The sequence below is a fragment of the Kitasatospora sp. NPDC051984 genome (assembly GCF_044593455.1).
Classification (GTDB): Bacteria; Actinomycetota; Actinomycetes; order Streptomycetales; family Streptomycetaceae; genus Kitasatospora.
On record NZ_JBIUCB010000021.1, the window covers coordinates 59,758 to 75,027 of the forward strand.

A 15,270-nucleotide genomic window follows, 5' to 3' on the forward strand; every position below is an offset into this window, starting at 1 on the left:
CCATCGGCCGGACGCGTTGCGGGAGCGCTCCCACGCTCCTGCCCCGGCAAGCACCCCGGAGGACATCGTGCACATCCCCGACCGCACCGTCCCTCGCCCCACCCGCCGCACCGTCCCTCGCCCCACCCGCCGCGCCGTGCCTCGCCCCACCCGCCGCGCCGTGCCTCGCCCCACCCGCCGCGCCGCCGCGCTCGCGCTGGCCGCCACGGCCACCGCGTTCGGGCTGGTGGCCGGGGTGCAGAGTGGCGCCGACGCTGCCGCGCAGGGCAGTCTGCCCGCCGGTACCCAGTTCTACCGGGACCCGGCGTCCCAGGCCGTCAAGTGGGTGGCCGCCAACCCCGGCGACTCCCGCACGCCGGTGATCTCCAAGCGGATTGCCAGCCAGCCGCAGGGCATCTGGTTCAGCAACTACCGCCCCACGACTGTCACTTCCGATGTCCGCGCCGTCACCGCCGCCGCCGAGCAGGCCGGCCAGACCCCCGTACTTGTCGCCTACGCCATCCCCAACCGGGACTGCGGCGGCGCGTCCGCCGGTGGCGCGCCCGACCTCGCCTCGTACGACGCCTGGGTCGGCAAGTTCGCGGCGGGACTGGGAAGTTCGCGCTCCGTGGTGATCCTCGAACCGGACTCGATCGCGCTCACCACCTGCCTCACCGCCCAGCAGCAGAACGACCGCTTCGCCTCGCTGGCACGCGCCGTCTCCACCATCCACGCCGCCAGCCCCGCCGCCAAGGTGTACCTGGACGGCGGACACTCCACCTGGAACTCCGCCGCCGAACAGGCCAACCGGCTGCGCGGCGCGGGCGTGCTCAACGCCGACGGGTTCTTCACCAACGTCTCGAACTTCAACACCACGGCCGGGGAGAGCGCCTTCGCCCACAACGTGCTCGCCGCGCTCGGCAACCCCGGCAACCTGCACGCCGTCATCGACACCAGCCGCAACGGCAACGGCCCGGCCGGCAGCACCTGGTGCGACCCGTCCGGGCGCGCCATCGGCAACTACCCGACGGCCAGCACGGGGGATGGTGCGGTCGACGCCTTCCTGTGGGTCAAGCCCCCGGGCGAGGCGGACGGCTGTGCGGCCGCCGCCGGTACCTTCGTGCCCGACATCGCCTACCAGTTGGCGGTGAACGCGGCCGACCCGAGCGGTCCGTCGCCCAGCTCCCAGCCGCCTACGTCGCAGCCGCCGACGTCGCAGCCGCCGAGTGGTGGGGCGTCGTGCTCGGTCGCGTACCGGGCCAACTCGTGGAGCGGGGGCTTCACCGCCGACATCACCGTGAAGAACACCGGCACCGCCACCATCTCCGGCTGGACGCTCGGCTGGACGTTCCCGGGCGACCAGAAGGTCACCAGCGCCTGGAACGCCACCGTCACCCAGAGCGGGACCGCCGTGACCGCCACCGACCTGGGCTACAACGGCACCCTCGCGGCCGGCGCGTCCACCGCCTTCGGGCTCCAGGCCACCTACGGCAGCGGCAACACCGCTCCGAGCGCCTTCACCCTGAACGGCGCCGCCTGCACCACCGCGTGAGCCCGTTCCGCCCCGCCGGCCCTCCCGCCCCCTGGGCCCGGCGGGGCGGGATTCCCCTGCTCAGGGCCGGAGTTGGACGGCCGTCACCATCACGTAGCCGACCAGCAGGCCGAACAGGCACACCGCCGTCACGTACCGGGGCGTGAACGGCAGACCCGCCAGCGACGGGTACAGCAGCACCGCGCCGCCCGCCGCCAGGTCCGCCAGGTACAGACCGTCCGGCGGGACGATGCCGGTGCTGTGAGCAGCCCACCCGGTGGCGATCAGGAACCCCGTCAGCAGGGTGAACCCGGAGAGCAGTCCGGAGCCGATCGCGCCCAGCGCCGGGTGCGGGTCCGGAGGCGTCTCGCCCTCCGGCGTCCGCGGGCGGAGCCGGTGTGCGATCACGAGGGAGCCGACGGCCAGCGTCATCGCGGCCAGCGCGCCGAGCAGCGGAGAGGGATTCAACGGTTCCTCCTGGAGAACGCGAGATGCTGCCCGGCCAACGCGGCGAGCGCCGCCGGCAGCAGGACGGTGAGCATCAGTACGGTCGCCCACACCGACGGCTCGATCGCCGCCGGGGCGGCCGGCGCGACCGCCGCCGGTGGCGCGGCGACCGTGGTCGACGGCGTGAGGGTCGGACGCGGCTGGACGGCGACCGGCTGGGGCGCGTCGACGGCGGCCGGGGTCGGGGCCGGTGCGTGCGAGGCCGGCTTCGGTTTGACGTGCGGGGACTGACGGGGCGTCGGCGCGTGCGGTGCCGGGGCGGCCGTCGTCTCCGTGGGGGTGGGGGTTGGCGTCGGCGTCGGCGTTGGTGTCGGTGAGGGTGTGGGGCTGGGCGTGGGGCTTGGGCTCGGGCTCGGGCAGTGCCAGGTGGGCGGGTGCGGATATGGGGGTGGTGGTGGCCACGGCAGGTAGGGGAGCGGCGGGGCGGGCGGTGGGAATGTGCCCGGGGCAGGGTCCATGGCCAGATCCTCCGGCTGTCGAGACCCTGGCACTGCCCGACCCCGCCCAAACCCCACGGGGCGGTGAACCACTCCCCGTTCCGGGCGGAATGCCTGAGCGATGACGGTCCGTCAGTTCGACTCTGGATTAATGGAGTTGAGTAGTTCGAGTTGGTCGGCCGAGAGTTGCAGGGCGCCGGACGCCATGTTCTCCGTGAGGTGGTCCGGGTCGCCGGTTCCGGGGATCGCCAGCACGTGCGGCCCCTGCTGCAAGGTCCAGGCGAGCCGGACCTGGGCGACGGACACCCCGTGCGCGCGGGCGACGGCGCGTACCTCCTCGTGCTCCTCGGCGGCCGGGCCCGACTCTTGCCTCGCACCGGCGATCGTGAAGAACGGCACGAAGGCGATGCCGAGTTGGCCGCAGAGCCGCAGCAGTGCCCGGTCCTCGTCGGGCGCGCCGATCCCGAACGGGTTCTGCACGCAGACCACCGGCGCGATGGCCCGCGCCTCGGCCAGTTGCTCGGCGGTGACGTGGGAGACACCGAGGTGACGAACCAGCCCGGCGTCGCGCAGCTCGGCCAGGGCACCGAAATGCTCGCCGATCGAACCGGTCCGGCGGCTCGGCGGCACCCGCAGGTTCACCACATCCAGGTGGTCGCGGCCGAGTTGACGCAGATTCTCCTCGACCTGGCCGCGCAGCTGCTCCGGGGAGGCCCACCACCACGCGCCGGACGGGTCGCGGCCCGGCCACACCTTTGTGCTGATGACCAACTCGTCCGGGTAGGGCGCCAGCGCCCGGTTGATCAACTCGTTGGCGGAGCGCGTCGCCGAGAAGTAGAACGCGGCGGTGTCGATGTGATTCACCCCCAGCTCGACCGCCCGCCGGAGCACACCGATCGACCGCTCACGCTCGCGCGGCACGCCGTGGTGGAACGGCGCGGTGCCGGTCAGACGCATCGCGCCGAAACCGAGGCGGTTGACGGTTCGGTCGCCGAGTCGCCAGGTGCTGGAGGTGGTGGAGATGGCGGGTGCGGTGGTCGGTCGTGGGTTCATGGCAGGGGTCTCCCTTGGCGGTTTGGAAGGGGTGAACGCGGCGGCCGGGGCGGCGTGGGCCGGCTCCGGGCATGAAAAAAGCCTCCCCGGCGGATCGGAATCCGCGCCGAGAAGGCTCAGTTGACGTTCGGAATTCTAGCAGCCGGGAAGGCGGGCCGGGTGGGGATTCGGAGAGCCGCAGCCGAGATTGAGCAGGACGGTGAGGACCGGTCAGGGGCCGGCGCAGGTGGCGATGCCAGCCGCGTTGGTGGTGGCGGTGCACACGGTGGTGGTGCCGATCTTGAAGGTGACGGCGGCGCCGGGGACGGGTCGGCCGGTGGTGGTGTCGGTGAGCGTGGCGGACAGGTTGAGGTTGATGCTCAGCTGGCCGGGGGCGATGGAGAGCAGGACCGGGTCGGCGGTGAGCTTCGTGGTGTCCTTGGTGTAGGTGTACGCGGCAGCGGTGCTGGTGCCCGACGGGGTGGTGACGGTGAGACCGATCGGGCCCGCAGTGGTCGTGGCCGGCGCGGTGGCGGTGATCCGGGTGTCGCTGTCGACCGTGAAGGAGGCGGCGGGCGTGGTGCCGAAGGTGACGGCGGTGGCGCCGGTGAAGTCGGTGCCGGTGGGGGTCACGGTGGTGCCGCCGGCGGCCGGGCCCTGTACGGGGGTGACGGCGGTGACGACGGGTGCGGGCCGCTGGTAGGTGTAGGTCCCGGCGGGGACGGTGCGGCCCTTGGCGGTCAGCGAGACGTTGACGGTGCCGGCCGCGTGCGCGGGGGCTGCCTTCCCGCGCTGGTCGTCCCGCTGGTGGGGATGGGTCAGTGGGTGGTGGCCCGAGCGGCTTGTTCGACGAGGGTGGTGACCGCGCCGGGGTTGGTGAGCATGATCAGATGGGGGCCGTTCACCTCGATGGTGTGCGCGCCGGCTCGGGTTGCCATGAAGCGTTCGAGGTCGGGTGCGATGGCGCGGTCGTTCTTTGCCACCATGTACCAGGACGGGATGGTCTGCCAGGCCGGGGTGCCGGAGGGTTCGGTGGCCGCGTCCAGGCTCAGCGGCCTCTGCTCGGCTGCGAGGGCCTGCTCCTGGGCGGGCGGGAGTTGGTTGTTGAGGAAGACGGCGGGGTACTTGGCCGGGTTGATGGTCAGCTCCGTGCCCGTGCTGCCGCCGGGCTGCGGGTAGCTCGTCGGGATGGCCGGGACGGCTGGGATGCTCCGGCCCGGCGCCGAGCCGTTGAGGCTGGCCAGCGAATCGCCCTGGGCTGGTGCGAAGGCGGCGATGTAGACGAGGGCCTTGACGTTGGGGTTGCCTACGGCGGCGTTGGTGATGACTGCGCCGCCGTAAGAGTGGCCGACCAGGACGACCGGACCGCTGATCTGGTGCAGGACGGCGGAGATGTACTGGGCGTCCGAGTCGAGTCCGCGCAGCGGGTTCGGGGGCGCCATGACCGGAAAGCCCGCCTTCTCCAGTCGCTCGACCACCGGGGTCCAGCCCGCGGCGTCTGCCCAGGCGCCGTGCACCAGCACGATGGTGGGCTTGACGCCGTGCCGGTCGGCGGCGGCCTGAGCGTACGCGGTACCGGCCGGGGCCGGGCCGGCCTTGGCGTTCGGGGTGAACGCGATCGTCGAGAGCAGGGCGACAGTGACCGCGGCGACCAGTCCGGCGGTGCGTGCGTGGCGTATCACTTCTGGTTCTCTCCTCCTCGTTGTGCCTGTGCGACATGGGTCGTGCGATGTGCGGTCATGCGAGGACCGGGGCCCACGACTGGCGGAGGGCCATGTTCGTCGTGCCCGTCGGCCACTGGGCCGACGGGGCGCGCGGCGGGGCCGTCGGGCAGGAGTAGGGGCCGGCGCCTCGCCGCTTCGCCCCGCTGAGCGGGTGCGGTGCTATCGAGTGGCGAGGTATCCGCCGTCGACTGGCAGGGTCACGCCGTGGATGTGCGAGGCCCGGTCGCCGGCCAGGAAGACGACGGCGTCGGCGATGTCGGCGGCGGTGCCCGGCCGGCCCGCGGGGGTGGTGGCGGTGTACTTGTGCAGCATGTCGTGGGAGGCGGCGTTCTCGTCGGTCATCGTGGGTCCGGGGAGCACCGCGTTGACCCGGATGCCCTGCGGGGCCAGTTCCGCGGCCCAGGAAGCTGTGAGCGAGTGCAGGGCCGCCTTGGTCGCGCCGTACAGGGCGGAGACGGCGGCGCCGACCGCGCCGCTGATGGACCCCACGTTGACCACTGCGCCGCCGCCGGCCCGGGCCATGGCCGGGGCGAGTGCGGCCGTCAGCAGGACCGGGGCCTTGACGTTCACCGCCAGTGCCAGGTCGGCCAGTTGCTCGTCCACGTCGGTGAGCGACTGCGCGGGGATGAGTAGGGCGGCGTTGTTGACCAGCAGGTCGATCGGTCCGCCGGCCGCGGTGGCCGCCTCCTGGGCCAGACGCGTGGCGGCTCGGCCGCCCTCGGCGAGGTCGGCGCGCACGAAGTGACCCGCGCCGCCCGCCGTGCGGATCGTGTGGACGACCGCGGCGCCGCCCTCCTGGTGGCGGCCGGTGACCACGACGGTGGCCCCTTCGCGGGCGAGGGCCGTCGCGATCGACCGGCCGATGCCGGACGTGGAGCCGGTCACCAGGGCACGGCGGCCGGCCAGGTTCGTACGCAGACCGGGGATGGTGGTCATGAGCTGAGCCTTTCGGTGGGAGTGGCGATGGCGTGGTCGGCGGCAGGCGCAAGGGTGTTGTGGAGGGATGGGCGGGCGAGCATGGCTGCTCCGAGGATCAGCTCGAACGCCAGGATCGCGTACACCGAGATCCGTTCGGGTACGCCGCCGGCGGCGTGGTAGAGCGGGCGGTCGGCCTGCAGCAGCGCGAACGAGGCCAGCCCGAGCACCCCGAGCGCTGCGGCTGCCACGCGCGGGCGCCGGGGGATGCCCAGGCGCTCGCCACGGACGCCGATCACGATCGGGATCGCGTTGCCGGCCAGGATCGCGGCGGCGGCTCCGATGCTGTGGACCACGATCACCCCGTTGTGCAGGGCCGCCGACGACTCGTGGAAGAAGCCGACGAGGATCACCCCCACGCCGTGGACGATCGCAAGAGCGAGCAGCACGCTCTTCAGGCGCCCCGCTACAGCGGTGCGCAGCAGAACGGCGGCTGCGATGAACAGCACGCCCTGGGCGACGAACGCGATGTCCATCAGCAGGTGCAGCGGCGAGTCGACGACCCGGCCGTCGAACACGTCCCCGGCGACCGGGTTACCGAGATCGCTGATGAAGCCGACGGCATAGCTGTACGGAGGGTCACGCCACGCGGCGGCGGCGAGGTACTCCAGCAGCACGTACTGCAGGGCGGCGAGCACGAGCAGCACGCCCGCACCGCGGAAGGCGGGTGTTTTCTGGACTTTCACGTCCATTAGGCTGGCACGCAGTATTTGGACTCTCAAGTCCAGAAAGCTAGGATCGCGCCATGGCCACACGCAAGGGCGAGGCGACCAAGGCCCGCATCCTCGAAGCCGCCACCGATCTGCTGGTCACCGGCAACGACATCAACCTCGACGAGGTCATGAGTCTGACCGCCACCAGCAAGGGGCAGCTCTTCCATTACTTCCCCGACGGCAAGGAGGAACTGCGCCGCGCCGCCGCCGAACGCCACCTCGCGCGCCTCGCCCAGCAGGAGGCACCTGCCGCCCTCTCCACCTGGCAGGACTGGGAGTCCTGGATCGAGCAGATCCTGCGCCTGCACGCGCGGCAGACGAACGCGGACGCCTGCGAGGTCGCGGCCCTGGCAGGCCGGGCACTCGACACCGACCAAACCACCCGCCATCTGGTCGGCCGCATGTACGAGCAGTGGACCACCCAACTGGCCAACCAGCTCACCACCATGCAGGCACACGGCCTCCTGCGCGACGACGCGCCCGTCACCGACCTCGCCTCCACCGTGCTGGCCGCACTCCAGGGCGGCGCGGTCATCGACAAGGCCACCGGATCCACCCTGCATCTCACCCGTGCCCTGCGCCAGATCCTCACCCTGCTCCGCTCCTGGGCCACGTAACCGTGGGCGAAGCCCACCGCGACAGCGGCGCCGAAGGCGTCCTTGACGGCTCGGAGCGGTCCGTACCGATCCAAGATCGGGCGTGCTCACCGAGGCGCGCCGCCAGTGAGAGCCGGGTGTGTTCCGAGGGCGTGGGCATGGCGCTCATCCTGCCCGAGGGGCCGGTGGCCGGATACGGCAGGCTTCGGTCTGTCGTGATCCACTTCTCCGGATAGGCCTGCCTGCCTTGCCCGTTGCCGCCGCCCGCCCGATAGCCCTGCGCGCCGCCGAGCGCGAGCGACTGAAGCAGATGGCCTTCGGCCACAAGACCGAGCACCGGCTGCGGATGCGCGCGCAGGTCGTGCTGCATGCCGCACGCGGACGCTCCAACGCGCGCATCGCCCGCGAGACGGGCCTACACCGTTCCAGCGCCCCACGCTGGAGGTCGGCCCGACTGGCTGCCGACTCCGAGCGCCGGCATCCCGAGGAAGGTCAGCGGAACGTGCCCTGGTAGTACCAGGAAGCCGAAGAACAGCTGGGCTGCGATCGGCAGGAGCAGCGGCCAGCCGCCGAAGAGCAGCAGGAGCATCGGCAGGGCGCTGGGCAGCAGGCCCACGAGTGCGCCCACCTTGGCACCGCGTTGCGCACGAGGGGCCTGGACGAGCAGCAGCACAAAGGTCGGAACGTTCACCCAGACCACCCACCCGCCGAGCAGCGCGAGGTCGAATCCGATTCCCTGATCGTCCGCTCCGTCCGGCGCGCTCAGCGACCAGGCCGTGACAAGCACGAGAAAGGGGGACAGGCAGCAGGCGACGTACTGCAGCACGGCCTGTCCGAGCCACCGCATCTCCGCCCGCCATCTCGCCACCGACCGGCGGACGACCAGTCGGCTCACGAGGAACAGTCCGGCCACCGTGCCCGACGCCTCCAGCGGGGCGACGCTCCAGAAGTCGATCTCCCACGACAGGTACAACGCCACCAGCCCGACCGGCTGTGCCGCCACCAGCCCCGCAACCAGCGCCCGCTTCCCCACCCGTGTGCCTGCCAACTGACCCACCCCATGTTGAACGTGTTCAAATTAGCGGCAAGGCTACTCTCGCCAGCCCGAATGCAACAGCCCCGCCTCGAAACGGCGCTCAGCCGCAGCAACGAGCGGGTGCGTCAGCTGGGCGAGAAGGGTCTGATAGGGCGGAACAGTATGGTGCCGCCGTGGCGATCTTGGGGAGCTGCGCAGACCTCCGCCTCGGCCTGCTCCAACTCGCCTGCAGCATCATCTGCCTGAGAAAGCTCCGAACCTCATTCTGAAACGATCAGTAAGTGGGCGAGCAGGCAGGCGAAGTGTGGAGGTGGGTGGGGCGCGGAGAGGGTGGGACGGCCGCGCGGTGTGTGCGTGGCCGTCCCCGTTGGTTCAGCGGCTGTTGTGCGACGCCAGGACCACGTTCCCTTCGGTGAGTTCGGGCTCGTTCCGGTGGCCGTCCTGCGCAGCGGAGACAGAACCGCGCCCCGGGAGGGTTGCTGCCAGGAGGGCGACCGCGGCGACGGCGAGGACAGGCCAGCCGGTGCCGAGGACCAGGGCGAGGACGGCGGGGCAGCACACCATGGCGGCAAGTCGGGGGAGTCCGTTGAGGATTCGGATCGCGGAGGCCGTGCAGGTCAGGTAGACGGAGAGGAAGAGCGCGGTCGGTACGGCCACCAGTTGGTCGGTCGACAGGACGCCCGAGCCGACCAGGGCGATCAGCGGGCCGCCGGTCAGGGCGGTGGTCGCGACCACGGCGTAGGAGCCGCGGCGGCTGGGGGTGGGGGTGGGCGGGAGGAGGGCGTCGGTGAGTTCGGCGGCGCCGGTCAGGTAGGTGTTGGTGGCGGCGAGGGTGAGGACAAGTGCCGCGCCGACGGCGAGGATTCGGCCGCTGTCGCCGATCGCGGCGCGCATCAGGTCGGCGAGCGGGACGGCGCCGCCCGCGTCCGGGCCGAGTACCGCGACGGTGGCCGCGCCCAGGCCGAGGCAGAGCAGGGACGTCACCACGAAGGCGATCAGTACCACCAGGCGGAGCTGTCGGCGCGGGTCGCGCAGGCGGGTGGTGAGCGAGGCGGCGGCCTCCCAGCCGACGAAGGCGAACATCAGCGGCGGTGCGGCGCGGGCCACGCCCGCCCAGCCGTGCGGCAGGAACGGCGTCCAGTTGGCGGCCCGGGCGTGCGGTGCGGAGCCGAGCATGGCGAAGAGCACCAGGGCCACCAGGGCGGCCACCAGCACCAGTTGGAGCTTCGCGCCGGTGCGCACCCCGACCAGTCGGACGGTCAGCACCAGTCCGAGCAGTACGAGCGCCGCCGGTACCGCCGCCGACTCGCCCATGCCGAGCGCCGCCGCCGCGTAGCTGCCGCCGATCAGGGAGACCACCGGCGCGCCCGCCACCACGCCGGCGAGGAAGCACCAGGCGGCCGCCCGGCCCGCTCGTTCGCCGAGGCCGGCGGCGGTGTACCCGGCGACGCCGCCGGTCGAACCGACCTGCGTGCCGAGGGCGCAGAACACGACGGCTATCAACCCGGACAGCACCAGCAGGGCCAGCCAGACGAGGAGTGAGGCGGGGCCGGCGGCGCGGGCGGCCAGCCCCGGGAGGAGCAGCAGGCTCGGGCCCAGCAGGGCCCCGATGTACAGCGCGGACGCGGCGGCGGTGGACAGGTGGGAGTGACGGCTTTCGGTGGTCTTCTCGGGCATGCGGCGATTGTGGCCCCGATCGCGCGGCACGCGCTGGCGAATTTCGCCGTGCGGAGTGCTCGAAACGGCAGGATCTGCCGCGTGAAGACCATTAGGGTGCACGGCATGCCGAGCCAGCAGTACGACCGCATCGACCGTGCCATCCTGGAGCACCTCCAGCGCCACGGCCGCACCGCCAACGTCGATCTCGCCGAGGCCGTCCGGCTCTCCCCGTCCTCCGCGCTGCGCCGCACGAAGGCGCTGGAGGCGGACGGGGTGATCGCCGGGTACCGGGCCGAACTCGACCGGGAGCGCGTCGGGTTGGGGCTGACGGTGTTCGTCTCGCTGCGGGTCGATCAGCACTCGCGGGAGACCTCGCGGCAGATCGAGCAGGCGCTGACCGAGATTCCGGCCGTGGTGGCGTGCCATGTGGTCTCCGGGGAGGCGGACTTCCTGGTGGAGATCGCCGTGCCGGACCTGGCCACCTACGAACTGGTGCTGCTGGACGAGATCCTGGCGATCGGTCCGATCCGGGACGCCCGCTCCACCTTCGCGATCCGCACCATCCGCTCCCGGGGCCCGCTCCCGCTCGACCGCTGGCCGCTCGACCGCTGGCCGGCCGCGCGCGGGCGGTGAACCGGTCGGGCCGCGCGCGGGCGGTGAACCGGTCCGGCCGTGCGCGGGCGGTGAGTTGGCCCGGCAGGGGTGCGGCGGGTTGGCCCGGCAGGGGTGCGTCCGGCCGTTGATGATGAACCTTCACATCAGCCGCCGATATGGCCATCAGACGGTAATGCAATCTTCACGACGGAGCATCTACCCGCATAGACCGCGGACTGCCACGCTGACTCGGCACCACACCCCGCCGAGTTCAGGAGCTCCCCGCCGTGACGAATCGTTTCCTCAGCCGCTTCGCCACCCTCGCCGCCACCGCGGCCCTCGCCACCGGTGTCCTCACGGTCAACGCCGGCACCGCCCAAGCCGCGCTGCCCACCCCGGTCTCCGCCGCCACCGCCCGCGGCTACCTGGCCCAACTCACCGTCAAGGCCGAGGACCGCACCGGCTACAGCCGCGACCTCTTCCCCACCTGGATCACCATCTCCGGCACCTGCAACACCCGCGAGACGGTCCTCAAGCGCGACGGCTCCAACGTGGTCACCGACGCGAGCTGCGCCGCCACGTCCGGCACCTGGGTCTCCCCGTACGACGGCGTCACCATAACCTCGGCCTCCGGCCTGGACATCGACCACGTCGTCCCGCTCGCCGAGGCCTGGGACTCCGGCGCCTCCGCCTGGACCACCGCCCAGCGCCAGGCCTTCGCCAACGACGTCACCCGCCCCCAGCTCGTCGCCGTCAGCGCCAGCACCAACCGCTCCAAGGGCGACAAGGACCCGGCCGAGTGGCTGCCGCCCGTCACCTCCTACCGCTGCACCTATGTCCGCGCCTGGGTGCAGGTGAAGTACTACTACGGCCTGTCCGTCGACACCGCCGAGAAGACGGCCCTGACCAACGTCCTGGCGGGCTGCTGACAGCTCGAGCCGCCGCCGTAGGGTTTCCGGTGTGACAGCTCACCGCATGCCCGCCGCCGAGCTCTCCGTCTCCGTCGAGCTGGTGCGCCGGCTGCTCGACGCGCAGCACCCCGACCTGGCGGGGCTGCCGGTCGAGGTGCCGGCCAACGGGTGGGACAACCTGGTGTGCCGGCTCGGCGAGGACCTCCTCGTCCGACTGCCGCGGCGCGCGGCGGCGGCCGGGCTGGTCGCGCACGAGCAGCGCCGGCTGCCGGAGTTGGCCGGACGGCTGCCGCTGCCCGTGCCCGCGCCGGTGCGGGTCGGACGGCCGGCGGACGAGTACCCGTGGTCCTGGAGCGTGGTGCCGTTCCTGCCCGGGCGGATCGCGGCGCCGGCGGAGTTCGATGCCCCTTGGGAGGCCGCGACCGCGCTCGGCGGTTTTCTCGCCGCGCTGCACACCCCGGCGCCGCCGGAGGCGCCCGTCAACGCGTTCCGCGGGATCCCGCCGGCCGGGCGCGCCGAGGGCGTCCGGGCCGGGCCGGCGCACCTCGAACCGGCCGACCGCGCCGCCGCGTTGGCGATCTGGGAGGCCGCCGCGGCCGTGCCCGTGCGGGACGGGCCGCCGCTGTGGCTGCACGGGGACCTGCACCCGGCCAACATCCTGGTCCACCAGGGCCGGATCAGCGCCGTGATCGACTTCGGCGACCTCACCGGCGGCGATCCCGCGACCGACCTGTCGGTGGCGTGGATGCTGTTCACCGAGGAACCGCGAGACGGTTTCCGACAGGCGTACGGCCGGGCCGACGACGCCACCTGGGAGCGGGCCCGCGGGTGGGCGCTCGCGCTGGCGCTGGTGTTCCTCTCCCACTCGGCGGACAACCCGCTGATGCGCGGCGTCGGCGAGCGCACCCTCCGCGAGGTGCTGGCTTCCGGCTAGGGCTCGCGCAGTGGACCGGGTGGATCAACCGGCCGGTACTGCGGGAGCGGTCCGGAGGCCGCCGATCTACGGTGCCAGACATGGCGGTGAAGCAAGAGGTCAGGCTGGCCCTGGTGATGAACGGCGGCGTCAGCCTCGCGGTTTGGATGGGCGGCGTCACGCACGAGCTCGACCTGCTGCGCCGCGCCTCCGCCGACGCACCCGATGAATCGGTCTCTCCGGCCGATCAAGAGGTGGCGGAGATCTGGCGGCAGATCACCGGCGCGGCGGGGGCGAATGCCCGGGTGGTGATCGACATCGTCTCGGGCACCTCGGCCGGCGGCCTCAACGGGCTCCTGCTGGCCACCGCGATCGGCCGTGGTTCGGACCTGGGCTCGCTGCGCAAGGTGTGGAAGGCGGCCGCCTCGCTGCCGGAGCTGGTGAAATCGCCCTCCCGGCAGAGCCTGCTCAACGGCACCTTCTTCGAGAAGGAGATCAGAGCGCAGCTGGAGGACATGCCCGAGGGCGAGACGCCCGAGCAGCCGATCACCCTCTTCATGACGGCCACCTCGCTGGACGGCCGGGCGCGTGAGTTCAAGGACGGCTTCGGCAGCCGGTTCGACGTCCGTGACCACCGGCGCGTGTACCGGTTCCGGAACGACAAACACGCGGTGGTCTTCCGGACGACGGACGACGGCACGATGGGCTTCGATCTCGACAGCCGTGACGACTTCTGTTCGGCGAACAACGACGCGCTGGTTCAGGCGGCGCGGGCGAGCGCCGGCTATCCGGTGGCCTTCCCACCGGTCGACGAGCGGCCGATGTCCCACTTCCGCGAGCTTCCCGCTCCCATCGCCGAGGCTCCGGCGAGCTGCGTGATCGACGGCGGTGTGCTCAACAACGCCCCGTTCGGCCCGGTTCTCGAGGCGATCACCGAGCGTCAAGTGGACGAGCGGGTGGTGCGCCGGGTGGTGGTCTACGTGACGCCTTCGGTCGGCCTGGAGGCCGTGAACACGGCGGGACAGTCGCCCTGCGGTGACGTCTCGTTCGTCACCTCGGCCTTCAACGCGCTGCAGTACCCGCGGGAGGCGGATTTCCGGTCCGGGACGCAGGAGTTGTCGACCCGGCTCGGGACGAGCGTTCGCGGCACGCAGCTGAATCTGTTCCACCGGATGAGCAGGAACAGGGACCTCCGCGACTACGTGCGGGAAGCGGCCGAGACGATGCTCGGTGAGTACCGGCTGTGCCGGGCCAGCGCGGCGCTCTGGGAGACCCGTCACCGGCTCGCCGAGCTGGGCACGGTGACCTCGCTCGTCACCGTGCCGGAGGCGGACTCCGAGGAGCTCGGCCGGATCCTCGGGGAGAACCCCAACTGGAGCCCGCGGTGGCCGAGCCAGGACATCAACAATCCCGACATGTCCAATTGGCCCTGGGGAATCATCACCGCCGAACGACTCTTCGAGACCCTCGGCGGTTACCTCCAGCAGTACCTCGGCTCCATGGACCTGCGCGCGGATCCCGACGAACAGCGCGTACTGCTTGCCGGCGCGACCGACATCAGCCGGCAGCAGCGCCGCGCGCTCGCCGTCACCAAGGCCGTCAGAAACCGGATCCGGGACCACTACCGGCCGGGGGTGGAGCTGTCGAACCAGGAACTGGGCGAGCTCCTCGGCCGTGTCTTCGACGATCTGGACGTCCCGGCCACGATCGGCGGACTCGTCTCGCAGGCGTGCGGCCGTTTCGCCGAGGTGACCCGGCAGGCCGGCCTCGGCCACTGGGAAGGTCCCGAGGACGTCGTGCACGACTGCCTGGCGGTCGAAGTGGTCACCAGGATGTACGCACCCCCGTCGAAGGCCGCCGGGCCGCTCACGCCGGCGTTCGAATTCCTGCGGCTCGGGCCGGACAGCATGAGTCCGGTGTTCAACGTCGACCGGTTCGCCGATCTCGGCGACCGGAAGCTCTACGGCATCCGCTTCCAGCACTTCGGCGCCTTCATCGACCGCGAATGGCGCCGCTCCGACTTCATCTGGGGCCGGCTCGACGCCGCCCACCACCTGCTTTTCCTGCTCGTCCCGTCCCGCGAGGAACGCCTGGCCTGGGAGGAGAGGCTCCACCTGGCCATCCTCGAAGCGGAGACCGAAGCGGAGATCCAGGAGCGAGAACAAGAAGCGGCGCCCCAGGGCCAAGAGGCAGAGGCTCAGGACCACGCGGCCCAGGTCTCCGCCAAGGACCAGCTGGAGCAGAACCTCGAGGAGCTCCGGACCACGAGGGACAGGCAACTGCTGGGGCGGATCCTCGGGACCGACCAGGGCAAGGCCGGCCTGCGGGCCGTCATCTGTTCGGCGATCACGCTGCTGGGCAACACCGACAAGGACGAAGCAGACGCGGTAACGAAGTCCGCCGGCCCGCTCTGGAACAGGGTGCTCGCCTTCACCCGCCCCCTTGTCGCCACCGATTCGAGGGCCCTGCAGAAGGCCGACAAGCGGTGGCTCCGCTGGGTGACCTGGTACGTCCGGTTCAGGGCCCGGAACGCGCTCAAGAAGAAGGACCCGCGCACCATTCCGCGTGTGGTGAAGTGGGCGGTGAGGGTGACCCTCCTCGCGGGCGTGCTGATCCTGGTCGGCATCGGCATTGCGATCGGGCTTGCGGTCGGCTGACCCGAA

General features: G+C 71.8%; 17 protein-coding genes. 8 read left to right on the forward strand and 9 right to left on the reverse strand.

The genetic code is table 11. From position 1 onward, the window contains the following. The first annotated feature begins 67 nt into the window (after window positions 1-67). Window positions 68-1,531, forward strand: coding sequence for a glycoside hydrolase family 6 protein (locus ACIHEI_RS29810; protein WP_396608865.1), 1,464 nt, complete (start codon window positions 68-70; stop codon window positions 1,529-1,531). Window positions 1,532-1,591: 60 nt separating this feature from the next. Here the strand turns inward: ACIHEI_RS29810 and ACIHEI_RS29815 are convergent, their stop codons facing one another. Beyond that, window positions 1,592-1,978: a hypothetical protein gene (locus ACIHEI_RS29815; RefSeq protein ID WP_387641715.1), complete on the reverse strand. Its 387-nt coding sequence runs from the start codon at window positions 1,976-1,978 to the stop codon at window positions 1,592-1,594. A 66-nt stretch (window positions 1,979-2,044) separates the two neighbouring features. On the opposite strand from ACIHEI_RS29815, the gene ACIHEI_RS29820 reads away from it, so the two are divergent. Continuing rightward, on the forward strand, window positions 2,045-2,248 hold the full coding sequence (locus ACIHEI_RS29820; protein ID WP_396608866.1) for a hypothetical protein: 204 nt from the start codon (window positions 2,045-2,047) through the stop codon (window positions 2,246-2,248). A gap of 338 nt (window positions 2,249-2,586) precedes the next feature. On the opposite strand, the gene ACIHEI_RS29825 is transcribed toward ACIHEI_RS29820, so the two are convergent. From ACIHEI_RS29825 to ACIHEI_RS29845, 5 genes are all read right to left on the reverse strand, one after another. Continuing rightward, entirely contained in the window at window positions 2,587-3,507 is a 921-nt protein-coding gene (locus ACIHEI_RS29825; protein WP_396608867.1) for an aldo/keto reductase, read from the reverse strand. A 210-nt stretch (window positions 3,508-3,717) separates the two neighbouring features. Further along, window positions 3,718-4,308, reverse strand: coding sequence for an IPT/TIG domain-containing protein (locus ACIHEI_RS29830; protein WP_396608907.1), 591 nt, complete (start codon window positions 4,306-4,308; stop codon window positions 3,718-3,720). Further along, complete coding sequence (locus tag ACIHEI_RS29835; protein WP_396608868.1) at window positions 4,305-5,168, reverse strand: alpha/beta fold hydrolase; 864 nt, start codon at window positions 5,166-5,168, stop codon at window positions 4,305-4,307. Before ACIHEI_RS29835 ends, ACIHEI_RS29830 begins: the two co-directional genes overlap by 4 nt. 201 nt (window positions 5,169-5,369) lie before the next feature. Beyond that, window positions 5,370-6,146, reverse strand: a complete 777-nt coding sequence (locus ACIHEI_RS29840) for an SDR family NAD(P)-dependent oxidoreductase (RefSeq protein WP_396608869.1) — start codon at window positions 6,144-6,146, stop codon at window positions 5,370-5,372. Continuing rightward, window positions 6,143-6,871: a DUF998 domain-containing protein gene (locus ACIHEI_RS29845; RefSeq protein ID WP_396608870.1), complete on the reverse strand. Its 729-nt coding sequence runs from the start codon at window positions 6,869-6,871 to the stop codon at window positions 6,143-6,145. Before ACIHEI_RS29845 ends, ACIHEI_RS29840 begins: the two co-directional genes overlap by 4 nt. A gap of 59 nt (window positions 6,872-6,930) precedes the next feature. Between ACIHEI_RS29845 and ACIHEI_RS29850 the strand changes: the two genes are divergently transcribed. Further along, on the forward strand, window positions 6,931-7,515 hold the full coding sequence (locus ACIHEI_RS29850; RefSeq protein WP_396608871.1) for a TetR/AcrR family transcriptional regulator: 585 nt from the start codon (window positions 6,931-6,933) through the stop codon (window positions 7,513-7,515). Here ACIHEI_RS29850 and ACIHEI_RS29855 read toward each other — a convergent pair. Further along, a complete protein-coding gene (locus ACIHEI_RS29855; RefSeq protein WP_396608910.1) occupies window positions 7,487-7,864 on the reverse strand; it encodes a hypothetical protein in 378 nt (125 codons plus the stop codon). The two genes, ACIHEI_RS29850 and ACIHEI_RS29855, sit on opposite strands and share 29 nt — an antisense overlap. Between ACIHEI_RS29855 and ACIHEI_RS29860 the strand changes: the two genes are divergently transcribed. Then, a complete protein-coding gene (locus tag ACIHEI_RS29860) occupies window positions 7,805-8,008 on the forward strand; it encodes a helix-turn-helix domain-containing protein (protein ID WP_396608908.1) in 204 nt (67 codons plus the stop codon). The genes ACIHEI_RS29855 and ACIHEI_RS29860 overlap by 60 nt on opposite strands. Here the strand turns inward: ACIHEI_RS29860 and ACIHEI_RS29865 are convergent. Further along, window positions 7,910-8,527, reverse strand: a complete 618-nt coding sequence (locus tag ACIHEI_RS29865) for a hypothetical protein (protein WP_396608872.1) — start codon at window positions 8,525-8,527, stop codon at window positions 7,910-7,912. The two genes, ACIHEI_RS29860 and ACIHEI_RS29865, sit on opposite strands and share 99 nt — an antisense overlap. A gap of 375 nt (window positions 8,528-8,902) precedes the next feature. Further along, window positions 8,903-10,207, reverse strand: a complete 1,305-nt coding sequence (locus tag ACIHEI_RS29870; protein ID WP_396608873.1) for an APC family permease — start codon at window positions 10,205-10,207, stop codon at window positions 8,903-8,905. Window positions 10,208-10,288: 81 nt separating this feature from the next. On the opposite strand from ACIHEI_RS29870, the gene ACIHEI_RS29875 reads away from it, so the two are divergent. The 4 genes from ACIHEI_RS29875 to ACIHEI_RS29890 all read left to right on the forward strand — a co-directional run bounded on the left by ACIHEI_RS29875 (window position 10,289) and on the right by ACIHEI_RS29890 (window position 15,264). Continuing rightward, complete coding sequence (locus ACIHEI_RS29875) at window positions 10,289-10,822, forward strand: Lrp/AsnC family transcriptional regulator (protein ID WP_396608874.1); 534 nt, start codon at window positions 10,289-10,291, stop codon at window positions 10,820-10,822. Between the two features lie 248 nt (window positions 10,823-11,070). Then, window positions 11,071-11,712, forward strand: a complete 642-nt coding sequence (locus ACIHEI_RS29880) for an HNH endonuclease family protein (protein ID WP_387864811.1) — start codon at window positions 11,071-11,073, stop codon at window positions 11,710-11,712. A 31-nt stretch (window positions 11,713-11,743) separates the two neighbouring features. Next, window positions 11,744-12,628, forward strand: coding sequence for an aminoglycoside phosphotransferase family protein (locus ACIHEI_RS29885; protein ID WP_396608875.1), 885 nt, complete (start codon window positions 11,744-11,746; stop codon window positions 12,626-12,628). After that, window positions 12,523-15,264, forward strand: a complete 2,742-nt coding sequence (locus ACIHEI_RS29890; RefSeq protein ID WP_396608876.1) for a DUF3376 domain-containing protein — start codon at window positions 12,523-12,525, stop codon at window positions 15,262-15,264. The genes ACIHEI_RS29885 and ACIHEI_RS29890 overlap by 106 nt, the downstream gene beginning before the upstream one ends. The last annotated feature ends 6 nt before the right edge of the window (window positions 15,265-15,270 follow it).

Excerpts from the sequence above, each read along its gene's own strand:
- ACIHEI_RS29825 (WP_396608867.1), bottom strand. The coding sequence starts at position 3,507 with ATGAACCCACGACCGACCACCGCACCCGCCATCTCCACCACCTCCAGC.
- ACIHEI_RS29840 (WP_396608869.1), bottom strand. The coding sequence starts at position 6,146 with ATGACCACCATCCCCGGTCTGCGTACGAACCTGGCCGGCCGCCGTGCC.
- ACIHEI_RS29850 (WP_396608871.1), top strand. The coding sequence starts at position 6,931 with ATGGCCACACGCAAGGGCGAGGCGACCAAGGCCCGCATCCTCGAAGCC.
- ACIHEI_RS29860 (WP_396608908.1), top strand. The coding sequence starts at position 7,805 with ATGGCCTTCGGCCACAAGACCGAGCACCGGCTGCGGATGCGCGCGCAG.
- ACIHEI_RS29855 (WP_396608910.1), bottom strand. The coding sequence starts at position 7,864 with ATGCAGCACGACCTGCGCGCGCATCCGCAGCCGGTGCTCGGTCTTGTG.
- ACIHEI_RS29870 (WP_396608873.1), bottom strand. The coding sequence starts at position 10,207 with ATGCCCGAGAAGACCACCGAAAGCCGTCACTCCCACCTGTCCACCGCC.